At 42.2% G+C, this 18048-nt stretch carries 15 protein-coding genes; 6 read left to right on the top strand and 9 right to left on the bottom strand.

All coding sequences use genetic code 11. The features are described 5' to 3' along the window. The first annotated feature begins 98 nt into the window (after nucleotides 1-98). The 5 genes from NSS77_RS11265 to NSS77_RS11245 all read left to right on the top strand — a co-directional run bounded on the left by NSS77_RS11265 (nucleotide 99) and on the right by NSS77_RS11245 (nucleotide 5374). A complete protein-coding gene (locus NSS77_RS11265; protein ID WP_342468845.1) occupies nucleotides 99-1142 on the top strand; it encodes a DctP family TRAP transporter solute-binding subunit in 1044 nt (347 codons plus the stop codon). Between the two features lie 67 nt (nucleotides 1143-1209). After that, the gene (locus NSS77_RS11260) at nucleotides 1210-2253 is read left to right on the top strand and encodes a DctP family TRAP transporter solute-binding subunit (protein WP_342468844.1); all 1044 of its coding nucleotides are present in this window, start codon (nucleotides 1210-1212) and stop codon (nucleotides 2251-2253) included. Between the two features lie 104 nt (nucleotides 2254-2357). Beyond that, nucleotides 2358-2849 (top strand): TRAP transporter small permease, encoded by a 492-nt coding sequence (locus NSS77_RS11255; RefSeq protein ID WP_342471262.1) that lies wholly within the window; start codon nucleotides 2358-2360, stop codon nucleotides 2847-2849. Beyond that, nucleotides 2830-4101 (top strand): TRAP transporter large permease subunit, encoded by a 1272-nt coding sequence (locus NSS77_RS11250; RefSeq protein ID WP_342468843.1) that lies wholly within the window; start codon nucleotides 2830-2832, stop codon nucleotides 4099-4101. Before NSS77_RS11255 ends, NSS77_RS11250 begins: the two co-directional genes overlap by 20 nt. A gap of 64 nt (nucleotides 4102-4165) precedes the next feature. Then, nucleotides 4166-5374, top strand: a complete 1209-nt coding sequence (locus tag NSS77_RS11245) for an MFS transporter (protein ID WP_342468842.1) — start codon at nucleotides 4166-4168, stop codon at nucleotides 5372-5374. A gap of 96 nt (nucleotides 5375-5470) precedes the next feature. Here NSS77_RS11245 and NSS77_RS11240 read toward each other — a convergent pair whose 3' ends face one another. Both NSS77_RS11240 and NSS77_RS11235 read right to left on the bottom strand, forming a co-directional pair. Next, the gene (locus NSS77_RS11240) at nucleotides 5471-5695 is read right to left on the bottom strand and encodes a hypothetical protein (RefSeq protein WP_342468841.1); all 225 of its coding nucleotides are present in this window, start codon (nucleotides 5693-5695) and stop codon (nucleotides 5471-5473) included. Between the two features lie 23 nt (nucleotides 5696-5718). Further along, nucleotides 5719-6306, bottom strand: coding sequence for a peptidylprolyl isomerase (locus NSS77_RS11235; RefSeq protein WP_342468840.1), 588 nt, complete (start codon nucleotides 6304-6306; stop codon nucleotides 5719-5721). A gap of 224 nt (nucleotides 6307-6530) precedes the next feature. Here NSS77_RS11235 and NSS77_RS11230 point away from each other — a divergent pair, with 224 nt between their 5' ends. Continuing rightward, complete coding sequence (locus NSS77_RS11230) at nucleotides 6531-8384, top strand: transglycosylase domain-containing protein (protein WP_342468839.1); 1854 nt, start codon at nucleotides 6531-6533, stop codon at nucleotides 8382-8384. 158 nt (nucleotides 8385-8542) lie between these two features. Here NSS77_RS11230 and NSS77_RS11225 read toward each other — a convergent pair whose 3' ends face one another. The 7 genes from NSS77_RS11225 to NSS77_RS11195 all read right to left on the bottom strand — a co-directional run bounded on the left by NSS77_RS11225 (nucleotide 8543) and on the right by NSS77_RS11195 (nucleotide 18040). Next, the gene (locus tag NSS77_RS11225) at nucleotides 8543-9109 is read right to left on the bottom strand and encodes a DUF5366 family protein (protein WP_342468838.1); all 567 of its coding nucleotides are present in this window, start codon (nucleotides 9107-9109) and stop codon (nucleotides 8543-8545) included. A 358-nt stretch (nucleotides 9110-9467) separates the two neighbouring features. After that, a complete protein-coding gene (locus NSS77_RS11220) occupies nucleotides 9468-10973 on the bottom strand; it encodes a leucyl aminopeptidase (protein ID WP_342468837.1) in 1506 nt (501 codons plus the stop codon). 127 nt (nucleotides 10974-11100) lie between these two features. Continuing rightward, nucleotides 11101-12420, bottom strand: coding sequence for an MFS transporter (locus NSS77_RS11215; RefSeq protein ID WP_342468836.1), 1320 nt, complete (start codon nucleotides 12418-12420; stop codon nucleotides 11101-11103). 149 nt (nucleotides 12421-12569) lie between these two features. Further along, complete coding sequence (ltrA, locus tag NSS77_RS11210) at nucleotides 12570-13826, bottom strand: group II intron reverse transcriptase/maturase (protein WP_342471261.1); 1257 nt, start codon at nucleotides 13824-13826, stop codon at nucleotides 12570-12572. A 564-nt stretch (nucleotides 13827-14390) separates the two neighbouring features. After that, the gene (locus NSS77_RS11205; protein WP_342468835.1) at nucleotides 14391-16046 is read right to left on the bottom strand and encodes an acyl-CoA dehydrogenase family protein; all 1656 of its coding nucleotides are present in this window, start codon (nucleotides 16044-16046) and stop codon (nucleotides 14391-14393) included. Beyond that, the gene (locus NSS77_RS11200) at nucleotides 16039-16464 is read right to left on the bottom strand and encodes a thioesterase family protein (RefSeq protein ID WP_342468834.1); all 426 of its coding nucleotides are present in this window, start codon (nucleotides 16462-16464) and stop codon (nucleotides 16039-16041) included. Before NSS77_RS11200 ends, NSS77_RS11205 begins: the two co-directional genes overlap by 8 nt. Nucleotides 16465-16477: 13 nt before the next feature. After that, a complete protein-coding gene (locus NSS77_RS11195) occupies nucleotides 16478-18040 on the bottom strand; it encodes an AMP-binding protein (protein WP_342468833.1) in 1563 nt (520 codons plus the stop codon). Between the last annotated feature and the right edge of the window lie 8 nt (nucleotides 18041-18048).

Genomic DNA, 18048 nt, shown 5'->3' with positions numbered 1-18048 from the left:
TTGTATACCAAAAAGAACAAAATGTTCATTAACACCATAATATTGAGAATTTTCATTTTTCAATTAACATGAAATTAACGTTAGAAAAGAGGATTTGAATGAGAAACTTATTAAAAGTGTTCATGTATTGTATTTTGTTAGCGATTCCATTTCTAACGCTTGCATGCACTCAGTATGATGATTATCCCGAAGATTTGGAGCAACTGAGTGAAGATGAGCGGCTTGTCATCCGTTTCTCCCATGTTGTCGGAGAGGATACACCGAAAGGAATGGCCGCCCGTAAATTTGCCGAACTCATTAAAGAACGGTCCAATGGCCGGATCGAAGTTCAAGTTTTCTCAAATGGAACCCTTTACAAAGATGTGGAAGAATTGAATGCGCTCCTTAACGGGAATATCCAAATGATTGCCCCTGCCATTTCAAAGCTGACCGACTTGGTCCCTGAACTTTCGGTTTATGATCTTCCCTACGCCTTTGATTCAATGGAGGAAGTTCATGAGTTCACCGAAAGCAAGGCGGGAAATCAATTGAAGAACCTGTTGAAACAACATAATCTGATCGTTCTCGGCTTATGGGACAGCGGTTTTAAACAAATCAGCAACGACACCCGGCCGATCGAACATTACAAAGATTTGAAAGGCATCCGAATGCGCATCATGCAAAGCGATATTTTGGCTGAACAATATCGCACTGTTGATGCATTGCCAAGAAAAATCGATTTCAACACCGTCTTTCAATCGCTGCAAAAAGGCGATGTGGAAGGACAAGAAAATACATTGACAAACATCACAAGCAAAAATTTCTATTCATTGCAAAAATACTTGACGATATCCGATCACGGTTACTTAGGATATTTCCTGCTCTTCAATTATGATTTTTGGAAGAAATTATCAACGGAAGATCAAGAACTCATCAAAGAGACTCTTGAAGAAGTTCAAGAATGGCAATGGCAAATTGCAAAAGAATTGAACGATCAAAAACTGCAGGAAATTGAAGATTGCCGATGCATTCAAATCCATTATTTGTCGGAAGAAGAGAAAAAAGACTGGGAGAAACGTTTCTCTCCTGTATATGACTACTATAAACAGCATTTTGGAAACTACTATATTCAAAATCTTCCGAAATATAAAGATGTCAAATAGGTTAAAGAGAGCTTTTTGCTCTATTAACAATAAATTACTATCAAACTTTTTAAGGGGGATTCACATCATGAAGAAATGGCTATTAGCCACGATTTTAGGGGTGTTGGCACTTGCGCTTGCTGCCTGTGGCGGCGACAGTTCCAGCAGTGATGACAAGAAATCTAGTGATGAGTACACTGCAGACAAACCGCTTGTCATCAAGTTCTCTCACGTAACAGCTCAAGATAGTGTAAAAGGTAAAGCTGCTGATTATTTTGCACAATTAGTGGATGAAAAAACAGAAGGTAAAGTAAAGGTTGAAGTGTATCCGGCTTCCCAATTATACGGGGATGCAGACGAACTTGATGCATTAGTATCAGGGAACGTACATATGATCGCTCCTTCTGTAACAAAAATGGTAAAACTTGACCCACGTTGGCAGTATGTAGATATGCCATATTTATTCGAAAGTGAAGAACATGTTCAAAAATTCTTTGATTCAGAATTGGCTCAAGATTTATTCAACTCAGATCAATTGGCAGCAAACGATATTAAAGGTATGGCATTCTGGCCAAACGGATTCAAACATTTCTCCAACAACAAACATCCATTGGTAAAACCTGAAGATTTCAAAGGTTTGAAATTCCGTACACAAGCTGGACAAGTATTGGAAGCTCAATTTGAAGCATTAGGCGCAGGTTCTGCGACAATCGCCTTTGGTGAAACTTACGCTGCTCTTCAACAAGGAACAGTTGATGGCGCGGAAAACCCATTCAACAACTTTGATACAATGAAATTCTATGAAGTTCAAAAATATTTATCTACAACACAACATGGTCGTCTTGACTATGCGATTTTCGTAAACAAATCTTTCTGGGAATCAATGCCTGAAGATTTACGTGCAAAAGTGGAAGAAGCGCTTGCTGAAGCTACGAAATATGCTCAAGATTTGGCGGCTGAAGAAAACCAAAAATCTTTCGAAAAAATCAAAAGCTTAGGCACAGTGGAAGTATATGAAATGACTGATGAAGAGCGTGCAGCTCTTAAAGAAGCGTTACAACCTGTTTATGATAAATTCGAAGATGTTATTACAAAAGAATTAATTGATGGCATCAAGGCTTTAGCTGAATAAAAAATTCCCTGAAACACAATCTTTTCCCTAACGATTCGAGTGTCGATGCATTTCGGCACTCCCTCTTTTTTCACTTTAAAATAAAGGAGTTGAGACAATTGAAAGTGTTAATGAAAATTTGGGCTTGGTTTGAGGAAATCTTCTCGGGTCTTTTTTTTGGCGCCGGTGTCCTCTTAATCTTCTACGGAGTATTTATGCGATATGTTTTAAACCATCCCCAGGCATGGGTTGAAGAGGTGGCAAGATATTCAATCATTTGGGGCACTTTCCTGGGCTTCGGTATGGCATTAAAACACAATCAGCACATTCAAGTGGATATTTTATACGACCGTTTAAACCCTGCCGGAAAATATATTCTCAATCTTGTAGCAACCGCGTTGAGCATTATATTCTGTCTGATTTATACATATTACGGATGGAATCTGGTCTCTGCTCGACTCAATTCTGGAATGGTATCTCTTGAAGTGGGCATCCCTATGTGGATTGTTTACCTGATACTACCAATTTCAGGAGTGCTTTTCTTGCTTCGATTTATCGAACGGTTGGTAAACATTCTGCGTAGAAAGGATGAAGAATATGCTAACCCTCTTAATTAGTTTCTTTATATTAGTATTCTTGCGGGTTCCTATAGCAATCAGTTTGGCCTTATCTACCATTTTAATGTTATTTATGTCCGATTTTAATATGAACATGATGCCTCAACGGATGTTTACCGCACTCGATTCCTTTCCAATGATGGCCATCCCCGGATTCGTACTTGCAGGTGCCATTATGGCCCGCGGCGGAATTTCAAAATATTTGATTGAAGCATTGCGTTCATGGGTCGGGCATCTGCCAGGAGGATTATCCGTTGTAACGATCCTGGCCTGCGGGATTTTCGCCGCCATTTCCGGTTCATCTCCGGCAACGGCCGCTGCCATTGGTTCGATCATGATTCCCGCCCTCATCTCAGCAGGATATAATAAAAGATATGCTTACGGATTGGTTGCCGCCGGCGGAACGCTCGGTATTTTGATTCCTCCAAGCGTCCCTCTCATTATCTACGGTATCACCGCCGAGGAATCAATTGGAAAATTATTCATGGCTGGCGTTATCCCTGGTTTGGGCTTGCTTGCCGTTCTGATTGTCGCTGCCATCGTTTATGCGAAAAAGCAAGGATATCAAGGTGACCAAAAAGCCACTTGGGAAGAACGCGGAAGAAAATCGTTGAAAGCCATTTGGGGTGCATTATTACCGGTATTAATTTTAGGCACTATCTACAAAGGAGTTGTCACTCCAACGGAATCTGCCGTGATTGCGGTCGTTTACGGACTCATCGTTTCTATTTTCATTTACCGTGAGTTGAGCTGGAAAGATTTCCGCCATGTGATGGTTGAATCCATTAACGTAACAGCGATGATTTTCCTTATTATCGGAGCTGCCTCATTATTCGGTTTATATATGACAAACGAACAAGTCCCTCATAAAGTCGGTCAATGGATTGCGGAAAGCGACATGAACAAATGGGTATTCATGTTGATTGTCAACTTCCTGTTCTTTATTTTGGGCATGTTCTTGGAAGCGGTATCGATTATTTTGATCACTTTGCCGATTTTATTACCGATATTAAAACATTTCGGTATCGATTTATATCACTTCGCCATTATCATGGTAATCAACTTGGAACTTGGTATGATCACACCTCCAGTTGGTTTAAACTTGTTCGTCGTTGCGGGTATTGCGAAGGAAAAATTGGGGGAAGTCGTTCGGGGCGTAATTCCATTCATTGTATTGATGATTGCATACTTGATCGTCGTCATCCTCTTCCCTCAATTATCGCTATGGCTGCCATTCGGAACCGGAAAATAACATTGGAAACTTGGCACACATTTTCGACCGTGTCCGTTGAAGTATAAAAAGAGGGTGTTCACAAATGGAAACAAAGGGGTATCAATTGAATGAGGCCGGCTACTGGCGCATCGTTGCAAGCCTCGGGTTGGCATCAACCTTCATTTTTGCAAGCTTTTATTCCTTTCAACCGCTCATTCCTGTATTCGAAAAAGAGTTTTCCATTTCAGTGACGTACTCCAGCTTGACCATGTCACTGGCAACGTTGTCCCTGATTTTCGGGCTGATTGTTTTAGGGTTTTTTTCTGACAGAAATGGACGAGTCGTATTCATCAAACTTTCCGTCCTTTTATCGATTCTTCCATTTCTTGTCATGCTTTTTGTTGAAAAATACTGGGTGATCTCCCTTTTGCGGTTTATCCAAGGATTCACTTTGGCTGGTGTGCCGGCTGCATCCCTTGCCTATATCGGAGAGGAAATCGAATCGAAAGTGCGGAATCTGGCCACATCCATCTATATTTCTACAAATGCGCTTGGCGGGATGATCGGACGGTTTCTTGCGGGGTATCTTTCAGAAACTTATAGTTGGCAATCAGCCATTACAATCATTATGATTTTTGGCATTTGCGTGTTTATTTTTGTGCTCATCGCTTTGCCAAAATCGAAATTTTTCGTCCCAAGTGCAGTAAGTTTTTTGGAAGATTTGAAAGGTTTCGGTTATCATCTAAATAACCCGATTTTACTTCTGTTATTTGGATTGGGAATCGTATTGCAAATCACATTTACCGGAACGTGGACGTACCTTCCGTTCCAATTGGCACAACCGCCTTTTTCCATGTCCCTGGACTCCATTTCCTTTTTGTATTTTGCCTATGCCTTCGGGATTATTGGAGCACCGATTGCAAGCTGGCTCTCAAATAAATTCACATTAGAAAAAGTGCGGACCTTTGCGATCTTCTTTCTTTCTTTCGGCGTATTGTGCACATTGCATTCTTCTCTCTTTGTCGTATTGTTTGGTTTGTGTGTGGTTTGTTTTGGCTTTTTCACAGCCCATTCATTAACTGCCGCAAGTGTGGGCAAAACCGCGACCCATTTGAAAGGAAGCGCATCAAGCCTTTATTTGGTTGCTTATTACATCGGGGTTGCATCCGGAAGCACTCTTGTCGCTCCCGTCTATCATCATCTGGGGTGGAAAGGGTTCATCTTAATAACCGTTGCTGTAACTATTTCCTATGTAATATTTTTAAATTTTTCATTAATAAAATACCACCAAAAAAAGAGTTTGGAAAATTAAGGAGATTTTCTTGTTGTTGCATACCATTGGAATATTTCCTAAATATAGAGCAATTTGAAAAGGCTGTCCGAAATGTTTTACGGACAGCCTTTCAAATTATTTGAGTTCTATATGATTTTCCTTATTTTTTTCTCTTTCTTTCAAAATCCGCTCTTCCAGCTCTTTCGTTTTCATTTCCTGTCTTTTTGAAAATTGTTTCACTGCAAAGAAAACCGCAAAACAGAGCAGGAACAGAAAGACCATTTCAACCGCGGCCGGAATATAGGCCATTTTATCTTCCGGGAAATATAAAAAGTCGCCGTATAATAAAAGGTGATTCACCTTCATCACTTCTTTCCGTCATATTATTCGATCACTGTGATTGATAAAATTTTGACATCTTCCAACGGTTTATCGCGGAAATCCGTTTCCACCTCCGCAATTTTGTCCACTACATCCATGCCTTCCACCACTTGACCGAATACAGTATGTTTATAATCCAACCAAGGGGTACCCCCAACCCGTGCGTATTCCTCAATGATTTCTTTCGGGAAACCGGCCTGTTCCATTTGGGCAACCATGTCCGCCGGCACATATGGCATTTGCACGATAAAGAACTGTGAACCGTTCGTGTTTGGTCCTGCATTGGCCATTGATAATGCTCCGCGCAAATTGAACAATTCAGGATGGAATTCATCTTCAAAAGGTTGTCCCCAGATGGATTCCCCGCCCATTCCTGTTCCGGTTGGATCTCCGCCTTGGATCATAAAATCCTTAATGACACGATGGAAAATAATTCCTTCATAATAACCCGACTTGGCATGGCCCAAAAAGTTTTCCACTGTTTTTGGCGCATGTTCCGGGAACAATTTTATTTTTATTGAGCCCATTGTCGTTTTCATTTCCACCAAAATTTCTCCAGGGTTTAATTCCTTCGTTAATTGTGGGTACATTTCTTCTTCTCCTTTATAAATAAAATCAAAGTCATGACTTCATTTTCCTCGTATCAGTTTACCATAAAACGATCATTTTTTCTGCTAATTTGGCATTTTCCCTTTCATCTCTTATTATTTTAACAATTTCCCAAAGAGAAATACTTTTGTGTCATGCAATAAAGCGGAACTGTTCTGTTGGAAATTATGGTATCCTTTCTTGTAGGAGCCGAGGAGGAATCATCGTGAAGCAATTTTTTGGTTATCTTATCATTATCGCTTTCTTCCCTCTCCTCTATCTGTTGGGGGAGAAAATATTGGAAGAAGTGGACCAGGCAAAAACCCAACAACAGCAAATCGAAGAACAAGTCCAACTTCCTGAAACCCAAACCCAGCTTCCCGTTAGAATGTTGGACCGAAATGGAAGTCTTTTTAATGAGGATTACGTCGAATGGAGGGTCCCTACTCCATTAAATGAGATGCCTGAAATCGTCAAACAACTGTTTATATTAAGCGAGGATCGGGATTTTTATCAGCACATCGGCTTCGACTTCAGCGCCATCATGAGGGCGGTTATCGCCAATGCGGGACAAAATTCCATCCGGCAAGGGGGCAGCACCATTACCCAGCAGCTTGTCCGGTCGCTTTATTTATCAGAAGAGAAAACCTATGAACGAAAATTAATGGAAATCTTTTATGCCTATGAATTAGAAAAGATGTATGACAAAGACAAAATTTTAGAAATGTATTTAAATGAAATGTATTTTGCCAATCAAGTGTATGGAATCGGCGGTGCGGCAACGTACTATTTCAATAAGCCTTTGCAGGATTTGTCCGTGGCGGAAATTGCATTCATTTCGGCCATTCCGAACAATCCATCCCTTTATGATCCGGTGACCAATTTCGGGAATACAAAAGCGCGGCAAGAGCGATTGATTGACTTGCTGGCCAAAGAAAATATCATCACGGCCGATGAAGCGAATACATATAAAAACGAACCGATTCGACTGAATATCAAGAGGAAAACCCAGAAGTTCCCCGCTTACAGCACTTACGTCTTGCATGAACTGAAAGAATTGATTGCGGAAAATGAAGGATATGCGGACAGATTGCGGAAAGCTACCCCGGACGCAAAAAAAGTGGTCCAGAAGGAATTGGATGAAAGAATCAATGAACTGCTTCATTCCGGCATCATTATACATACGGCTTTGAATCCTCAAAAGCAGGACGGGGATGAGAAAGCCATCGACTCTTTTTTGTCGGTCCAAAACAACTTGCAAGCAAGCGCTGTCGTCATTGATAATAGCAATCGTGAAATTGTAAGTATTTATGGTGGGAAGGATTATAAAAAATTCGACTTCCATCGGGCTTATCAAGCACCGAGACAGCCGGGTTCATCCTTTAAACCATTAATCGTATATGCGCCGCTTTTTGAAACGGCAAACTATTCCCCTTCATCCATAGTAAGTGGAGGAAACATTTGCATCGGCAATTTCTGCCCGCAAAACTACGGGGGCGCAGTCTACGGCAATGTGACGATTGCGACCGCCTTTAAATACAGCTTAAACACAGCCGCTTTGAGGCTGTTCACCAAGGTGGGAATCGACACGGCTTTTCAATACTTGAACCAATTCCGTTTCGAGTCCATTGAGGAAAAGGATAAAAATTATTCAGCCGCATTGGGAGGGCTCACATACGGGGTAACCGCCCTGGAGATGGCCGATGCGTATACAAGTTTTATTGACGGAAGTTACACAAGAGCCCATGCCATACGGAAAGTGACCGATCAGGATGGAAATATATTGTATCAATGGCCAACGGAACGGAAACAAATATGGTCTGAACAAACGGTCCAATATATGCGGATGCTTTTGGGCGAAGTGGTCAGAAGCGGAACGGGAAAGGGAATTTTTGCAAATTCATCGTATATTGGTGCGAAAACAGGAACAACCAATGACTATCGGGACTTTTGGCTGGCCGGCTTATCGAACGAATACACCGCTGCCGTCTGGCTCGGATATGACCAGCCAAAATCGATGCAACAGCTTGAAAAGGCGCAAATCCATTTCAAAATCTTCAACCGCATTATGAACCAATGAAAAAAGAGCGAGTTTCTTTCCCGCTCTTTTTTGATTATGCCGGTCAGAATATTAATTGGAAAGTTTGACTTTCGAATGAACCGCACTGAACCATTTTCTTTGGAATGATATCTATGCAACTAAAAAAGGCTGCCCCATTGAAGACAGCCCGTACCAATCTAATTTGCAAAAGGCAAGCTCGCCAAAATCCCATTGTACAGTTTTAGACATACAAAGAGGACTGCCGCAAGAAAAACCGCCCAAAAAACAATTTCAAATACGATGAGGCCAATCATGCCGGCCAAAGAAGTATATTGGCTCATTTTATATACTGTATAGACAAAAGAACAAAATAGCGATAATGCAAAAATGATCAGCAATGCAAGATAGGATTGGATGGCAACGGTGCTCAAGAGGCCACCGAAAAAGAAGATGACATATCCCCCTCTTGCCCCCTTTACAGAATGGCCTTCCGAATCGTTCGAAAACAATAGCATCGCGATCTCATGAATCGTTTCCCCAACCAATTTCAATGCTGAAAACATCATGAAGAAACAAAGGAATGAAACGAACAGCAACAACATCCGGATTTCCATATCGGTGAAAAATTCCAGCATGCCGGCATATAAGCCGATGGATTGGAAAAGGCCGATCAACTTGCCTACCGTAAAAATGCCGAATGAGAGACTATAAAGCAGAATAGAGAATAATGGTAAATAACTATATAAGTACGGATTTTTCATCATATTTGCCCCGTTAATTGTATTTTTCCTAACTTATCATAGCAAAATTTCCCGATCTATCAAGTAAATAAAAGAAAAAAGAGTGCGGAAGTCCGCACTCCATCAGTAACGGCCATATGGTGGATAAAATGGAGGATAGATTGGATAATATGGATAATATGGTGGATAATAATATCCTTGAGGATAAATCACGTTCCCTAATAATCCCCCTAAAAATCCGCCAAGAAAAGGATAGCTAAAAAAATTGAATCCACCCCGGTTATATGGTACTGGACGATGGTGATATCGGAAATTCGACATAGTAAACCTCCTTTTCTCTAGTAACATATGTGGGAAAAGGAGGTTCACTTATGTTAATCGCCTAATCCATTTTAAATGCGAAATCTTCAACAAATGCAGCAAGGGTGCGAACCATTACGCCCGTGCCGCCCTTTGGCCCCAATTCGTAAGGCTTGGATGCATCGGATGTTCCGGCAATATCCAAATGGATCCATGGCGTATTATCTACAAATTCCCCGACAAACCCGCCGGCAAAAATCATATGGCCATCGCTTCCCGGAGAATTGTTCAAATCGGCCAATTGCGACTCGCGGATGCGTTTTTTATCCCTTTCCGTCAACGGCATGCCCCAAACAAATTCACCAGTTTTGATGCTCGCTTCCATAAACTTGTCGAAAAAGCCTTCATGATTCGTCAATGCACCTGTTTTATCGTAGCCTAAAGCGGTAATGACTCCGCCGGTCAACGTGGCCACATCAATCAAGTAATCCGCACCATGTTGTTTGGCGTAAGTGACCGCATCCGCCAAAACGAGACGGCCTTCCGCATCGGCATTTTTAATTTCCACCGTTTTTCCGCTATAAGTGGTAATCACATCATCGGGCTTGAACGCGTCTCCTGAAATCATATTGTCCGTTGCCCCGATGACGGCCACCACATTCTTTTTCGGCTTCGTTTCACCGATGATTTTCATGGCGCCAAGAACAGCGGCAGCTCCGCCCATATCGCCTTTCATGCCGACCATGCCGGTTTTGGATTTGATGGAATAGCCGCCTGTATCATAAGTGACCCCTTTTCCAACCAAACCGATGACGTTTTTCCACTGTTCCATTCCTTTATATTTTAAAGTAATCATCCGGGGTTCATTGGTTGATCCCTTATTGACCGCCAAGATGCCGCCCATTCCCAGCTCTTCCAATTGCGCTTTATTCAAAATTTCCACTTCAAAGCCATATTGGTGCGCCAAATTCACCGCATAATCCGCCAAGTCTGTGGCCCTCAAAATATTCGGAGGCAAATTCACCAACGTTCTTGCTTCATTCACCGCTTCCGCATAAATGTAGCCCAATTTGCAGCTTTCAGCAATTTCTTCAAAATCCTCTTTTGTCACAAAATGCACTTCATCAAGATAAACATCCGGAACGTTGCATGTTGTTTTATAATGAGGCACTTGATAAAATCCCATGCCGCTTCCTTCCGCAAATAAAAACGCAATATCCTTCTCACTGATCGGGGCGGCGGTAAAGGATTCCAACCAAAGGGTAAAGTTGTCCGCTTTCATCTCACGAAGTTTTTTCCCCACCAGTCCAAAAGTTTCCCGCAATTCATTTCTCGTCAACGTTTTCGTATCCCCTAATCCGACAAACAAAACCCGTTGCAGATGTTGATTGGATCCCACATACGGAATTCTCGTCAACTTTTTGCGTTCCGTTTCGATATCGCCGGAACGGATCCATTTTTCCACCTGCTCTCCGTAAAAGGATACGAAATCTTTCCATCCCTTGATATGTTCACAATTTTTTTGAACACCTACAATTAATAATTCCGTTGTAATTTCATCAAATGTTTTTTTCTCTTTACAAATCATATTGAAGAACCTCCGAGTTCATGTTCTATCCTTTTCTAAAGGAATTCAAATAAAAAAGCCACTTCCTTTTACTAGTATAACCTAATTTTTGTAAAAGGAAGTGGCAACATATCACAAGAATTTGATATCAACTTTTCCCTACACTCTCCAATGATTTTTCTTCTTCAAAAATAAAGGTTTCAGAAGTTTTTTGTTTTAAAGTAATCAGCAATCCGGTACCAACGATGCCCAGTACCACCAGGAAAAGCATGCCGCTTTTTACATTCAGCACCCCTAAAATATAAGGTCCCAAGAAACCTCCAAGGGCCGCAATTGAATTGACTAATGCGATGCCGACTGGTGCAGTTCGTTCTGTGAAAAAGTGGGTTTCATAAGCAAAGAAGCATCCGGCAAATATATACAGACCGAACGAAGCAACGGTCAAGCAAACCAACATCCAGCCCGGGGAGCTCATAAAACTTGCACAGGCAAAGCCGATAAAGGCAATTATGAAGGAGGCGACAAGATGTTCCTTATATTTTCCGGTACGGTCGGAATTCCATCCGCCAAATAAAATGGCCAATATCCCCATGAAGGAAGGAATCATCGATAACAACCCAATGGATACATTGGTTGTCCCCTCTGCGGATAAATTTTTCAGAATCGTTGGCAACCAAAAAGACAATCCGAACATGCAAGTGTAATTTGAAAAGTAAATTAATGCCAATTTCCAAACTGTTGCATCTTTCAACATTTCCCCAACATATTTTTTATTGATGTGATTGCTTTCCGTTCTTTCCATTTGAAGTTCTGATTCCAGCCATTCCTTTTCCTCCTGGGACAGCCATTTGGCTTCACTTGGCCGGTTCACCAAATAGAACAGCACCACGATTCCGAGAAGTAATGCCGGAAGCCCTTCCAAAATAAACATCCATCGCCAACCGGCCATCTCCAGCCAATACACATGATCAATGATCCATGTCGAAACGGGAGCGCCGATTAATCCCGCAATAGGCAAAGCCAACAGCAAGATCGCCGTTGCCCGTCCACGCTCTTTTTTACGGAACCAGTATGTCAAATACAGTACGGCTCCCGGGAAAAAACCCGCTTCCGCGATACCTAAAATAAAGCGCAAAATATATAAGTGGGCAGCATTTTGGACAAATCCCGTCAATATGACAATGATTCCCCAAGTGATCATAATGCGGGCAATCCATAGTCTGGCCCCCATTTTGCTCATGATCATATTGCTCGGGATCTCAAACATAAAATAGCCAATAAAGAAGATTCCCGACAATAATCCAAACACTTCCGAAGTCAGCGCCAAGTCGGCGTTCATTTCCAAAGCCGCATAGCTTAAATTCACCCGGTCCAAATGGGCAACAATATACAAAAGCAAAATAAACGGCAAAATCCGAGTCATCGTCTTCTTAACAGTCGTCTTTTCAATCATTTGAAGTTCTTTCAAATTACAATCCCCCTGTTTACACTGTGATAATAGAGTAAAATGAGTATATTGAATAAATAAAGAAATAAAATCGAGTAGGAGGGAGCGATTAACTCCCGTCCTCTCACACCACCGTACGTACGGTTCCGTATACGGCGGTTCAATTAAGATCATTGACGCAAGTTTTCATAACGAGCTTCAAGACTTTTCAGCCCTTGGTTTCTCCAATAGGAGTTACCAAGGGTTCTGTGTAATATTGGACTATTTGAAATACGCCAATAACTCTTCCGAGTATTTCCCCATTCATACGCTTGCCATTGTGGTACGCCAAGTTGAATAAGGTTGCGCATCTTTGTTTTCGGTTTCTTCCAGTTCTTCCATAGACACATTCGAAGTCTTCTACGAATCCATTTATCTAATTCAAGGAATATAGATTTGGTGTCTGCTAACGCAAAATATCCACACCATCCCACTAGATATTGATTCAGTTTCTGAATGCGGTATTCCATCGGGTAGGGCATCTTGCGTGATGTGATTTCACGAACTTTATTCTTCATTCGTTTAAGGCTTTCTTTTGCGATACGAACCTTTGGCTCTTTATGATAGGTAAAGCTAAATCCTAGAAACTTACGTTTCCATGGACGGTCGACCGCTGATTTCTTTTCATTTACTTTCAGTCGTAGTTTTCCTTCAATGAATCGTTGAATGCTTGCCATTGTGCGAAGTCCTGCTCGTTTACTTTTCACGTAAATGTTACAGTCATCCGCATATCGAACGAATTTGTGTCCTCTTCTTTCCAATTCTTTATCTAGTTCATCTAGTACAATGTTAGATAGTAGCGGACTTAATGGTCCTCCTTGTGGAGTTCCTTCTAATGTGCTTGACACCACACCATTAATCATGACTCCCGATTGTAAATACTTACGAATCAATTTCAGTAATGGTTTATCTTGGATTCTCTTCGCGAGTGTACCCATTAATCTGTCATGGTTGACCTTATCAAAGAATTTCTCCAAGTCCATATCTACAACCCATCGATGTCCATCTCTTATATATTCTTTCGCTTTCCTCACCGCATCATGGGCACTTCGGTTTGGTCTAAATCCGTAGCTGTTTTCAGAGAATGTAGGGTCATACACTTTTGAAAGTACTTGGGCGATTGCTTGTTGAATCAAACGGTCTGTTACGGTAGGGATTCCTAGTAAACGAACACCGCCGTCAGGTTTCGGGATTTCGACTCTGCGGACTGGCATTGGTTCATAAGTTCCCTTGAGAATTGCCTCCTTAATAGATAGCCAGTTTTCGACTATGTGCTGTCGTAAGTTTTGTACGGGCATCATATCTACTCCATGGCTTCCTTTATTCTGTTCTACACGTTTTAGTGCTTGAAGCATGTTCTCCCGTGACAGGATTTGATTCAAAAGCATCGTTATTCTCCTTCCGTGAATAGCTGTTCTCTTTATGCCAGTGGTCACTCCACCCTCCAAGAGGTCCCCCACGGGATTCACCGCTTCCTTCCTCAAGTGAGGTACTACGTTTTCTGTGTTCATCATGACTCACTGAATGCCAAGGGCTATTCTCTCTTAATTGTTCAGTCCTTCTTAGTTGTTCTAGACCAACTAATACTATGACCTCTGCTGACTTCTGACGGTTCAGCTACTTATCACTAAGTAGGTTATGAAGCGTACTTCACCTATCCGCCAGACCTCCCCGGGTAAGTACATGCACTTTCACACCATCTATCCGCCTCATTTACTCGATATGACCTTCGACAGAAAGAGCTTTGTTTTGTTTCGCAAACTCACTCAATCATACCTAGCCTTATATGAGGTTCGTGTTCCTCGGACCGGTGTTTTGCCTCCAGCTTCCTTCAGATTCCGCGTCACCACGGACACCCTTGCTCTTGGCTAACCTCTACTTCTGTCTTCGGGGTTCGGGACTTACACCCTATCGTTCATGTACATGCCGGGCGCACGAACAGACAGAAATCGCTATGAAATAACGATTTCTGCTAATTGACGCTTTAAGCCAATCAAATTGTCAGCGCTTTCAATGATGGCCTGATGCGCTTTCTGAATGGCCTCCACACCAATCCCTGCATAATTCTTCAAATATAGTGCCAGATTCATAAATTGTTGCAATGTTTTATGAACGTAAACTTTTGCAGCGATTTCAATCTTTTGATCTCCGCTTGTTTTTCGGGCTCTCGCCAACAAACTGTCCATGGCGTATAACCCAATCGCCATATCCGCAATGGCAGCTGCCAGCTCCTGTTCTTTATTCATATCTGTCAAATTGTTTTTGCGGGCGCTTTCAATCAACTCTTTCAATATAACCCTTGCAAGATTCAATTTTTGATATTCCTTCTCCAATGGACCGCTCACATGCTCTTCTTCCACAACCGGTTCGTACGCTTTCATTATGTGGTTGGCAATCAAGATGCGATTGATTTCATTCGTGCCTTCAAAGATGCGATTGATTCGGACATCCCGATACAATTGTTCGATTTCATATTCCCGCATATACCCATAGCCGCCATGGATTTGCAATGCTTCATCCACAATTTTTCCCGCCGCTTCGGTCGCCATCACCTTATTAATGGAACAATGGACTGCAAATTTCCCTACCAATTTGGCAATGGAATCACAGGGTTCTGAAAAGGATTCTTCCATTTCCCCGGCCGTCCGGTATACAACGCTTTCCACCGCAATGGACTCTGCAACCATATCCGCAATCTTTTCTCTGATTAAAGGAAAACTCGTTAATGGTTGCTTGAATTGTTGACGGACATTTCCATATTCGATCGCCAATTCGATTGCCCGTTTGGCCGTGCCCAGCGAACTCAAAGCAATTTTATGTCTTCCGAAATTCAATACATTGAATGCAATGATATGTCCGCGGCCGATTTCACCAATGACATTTTCCACCGGCACATGGACTTGATCCAAAATAACCGAACGGGTGGATGAACCGTCCAACCCCATTTTATTTTCCTCTGGACCCGTGGACAGCCCTTCGCTGGCCGCTTCCACAATAAAAGCGGTGAAATGCTGATGGTCCACTTTTGCATAGACGATAAAAATGTCCGCAAATCCTGAATTCGTAATCCATTGCTTTTCGCCATTCAAAATATAATAACGGCCGCATGGAGATAAAGTGGCAGATGTTTTAATGCCCAATGCATCCGTTCCGGCGGATGGTTCCGTCAAAGCATAGGCTGCGATATGCTCTCCTGTAAGCAATTTAGGCAAATAACGGGATTTTTGCTCCGGTGTCCCGAACAGGGCAATCGGCAACGCCCCTATTCCTGTCTGGCCGCTGAACGTAATGTTGAACGATCTTGCCTTTGCCATCCCTTCGGCAATAATCGCCGCGCTCACCTTGCCAAGTTCCAATCCTCCGTATTCTTCCGCAATATCAGCCGCAATGAGGCCAAGTTCTCCCGCCTTCAACATCAGTCTCTTTGTTTCATCAAATTGTTTCTGTTCAATCATATGGAGTACGGGAAATACTTCCCGATCAACAAATTTCTCTACCGTCTCTTTCAGCATGAGATGTTCATCCGTAAATTCTTCCACTGTAAACACATCAGCTGGACGGCTCGTTTTGTTTAAAAAGGACAGCAAACTTTTCGTTGAACTATTCATGTACCACAACCTCTCTTTCAAGAGACAATGTCAGCTTTTCAACCACTTCTTTCGGGATCGGCTCCGCTTTTGGCGTATCGGAAAAGGACGTCCATGCGCGGATCATATAACCATGGGCTACAATTTCGTCTCCTCTTTTGAACACATGTTTTAATTTGAAGGTTTTATTATGGATTTCCAATACGGTCGTTTCAATCACCACATGTTCTTCAAATCGCAGCGGTTTTTTGAACTGGCAAAAGGCTTCAAGGATGGGCAAAGCCCGCTTATCTTCCTGAAAAAGTCTGCTGGACGGCTTTATAAGTTCCGCAAGATATTCATGCGTGGCTTCATCCATCCACTTATAGAAGTTGGGGGTAAAAACGATTCCTGCCGCATCCGTGTCCCCCCAGCGCACTTTAAATTCATACTTATGCATTTGGCACATCCCCTTAACGAAGTGTCGCTTTCAATTTCTCGGTAATGATATTTTTCAGTTCATGTTTGATAATTTTTCCGCTGGCGGTAATCGGCAGCTTATCAACGAAAACAAAACGGTCAGGCACCTTGAAATCCGCCACTTTGTCTTTGATGTAATCCTTCATCGATTGTTCATCTTCCACATGGCCCGGTTTCAATTTAATCACGGCGCAGCTGATTTCCCCTAAAACCGTGTCAGGCAAACCGATAATCGCCACTTCCAGCACACTTGGATGTTTATAGAAATGTTCTTCAATCTCCCGTGGGTAAATATTATATCCGCCTCTGATAATCAGTTCTTTCTTGCGTCCAACGATGCGGATATAACCATGTTCATCCATCGTTCCGGAATCACCCGTATAAAAATAGCCTTCCTCGTCAAATGCCGCCTGCGTGTATTCCGGCATCTTGTAATACCCTTTCATCACGCCTTTTCCTTTGACGGCGATTTCTCCAATTTCACCGATTCCCACTTTTTGTCTTTGTACGTCAACAATTTTCCCTTCATAGCCCGGCAAAAATTTTCCTACCGTCGTTGATTTCAAATAATCATCATCATCAAAGCTTGTGAATGTCACCGGAGCGGAGGTTTCTGTAAGTCCATAGGAAACTTGAATGTCACAACCCATTTCGGTCCGAATTCTCCGGACGATTTCTTCCGGACATGGAGCAGCCGCGATGATTCCTGTTCTTAACGATGACAAGTCAAACTTTTGAAAATCCGGATGGTTCAGTTCCAATATGAACATTGTCGGCACTCCATGATGGACCGTCACCTTTTCGCTCTCGATCCGTTTTAACGCTTCGATGGCTTTATACTCTTCCAAAAACACCATCTTTGAACCTTTGCTGACCACCGACAGGATGCCCGGCACCAAACCGAACACATGGAAAATAGGCACCGGAATGAGATATACATCGTCTTTTGTACATTTCAACATATCGGCGGATAATTCGGCGGAATATATGACATTTTCATGGGTCAACATAGCCCCTTTTGGTTTGCCGGTCGTTCCGGACGTATACAGGATTGTAAAAACATCATCTGCCGGATCGATTGGTGCAGGAGATGCGGAAATGCCTTTGCCTTTCTCCAATAAATCCCGATAACCAGAAAATTCAGACATTTCCGAGCGCACTGCGAAAATATCTTCCAAAGAAGAATCACTTGATTGCAAATAATTTTTAAAGTCCTCAAAATATTGGAAATCTTTTCCGACAAACATTCCTTTTGCGCCGGAATTTTCGAGAATGTAGACAAGCTCCTCTTTGCTGTATCTTGTGTTGCAAGGAATCAAGATGACGCCCAATTGCGCCAACGCAAAATAGATGGCTACGGCTTCATACCAATTGGGAAGGGAAACGATGACCCGGTCCCCTTTTTGATAACCCTTTTGCGACAAAGCGGCCGCTATACTTTGAGTTTCTTCCATTAATCGCTTATACGTGATGCGATTCGCTCCATCAAAGATCGCTTCTTTATCCGGATAATTTTGAGATGCCCTTTCAAGAAGTCCAAACACAGTAACTGTCATTCTTCATC

Source organism: Ureibacillus sp. FSL K6-3587, assembly GCF_038593165.1.
GTDB lineage: Bacteria > Bacillota > Bacilli > Bacillales_A > Planococcaceae > Ureibacillus > Ureibacillus suwonensis.
This window is presented reverse-complemented; position numbering and strand designations above follow the sequence as displayed.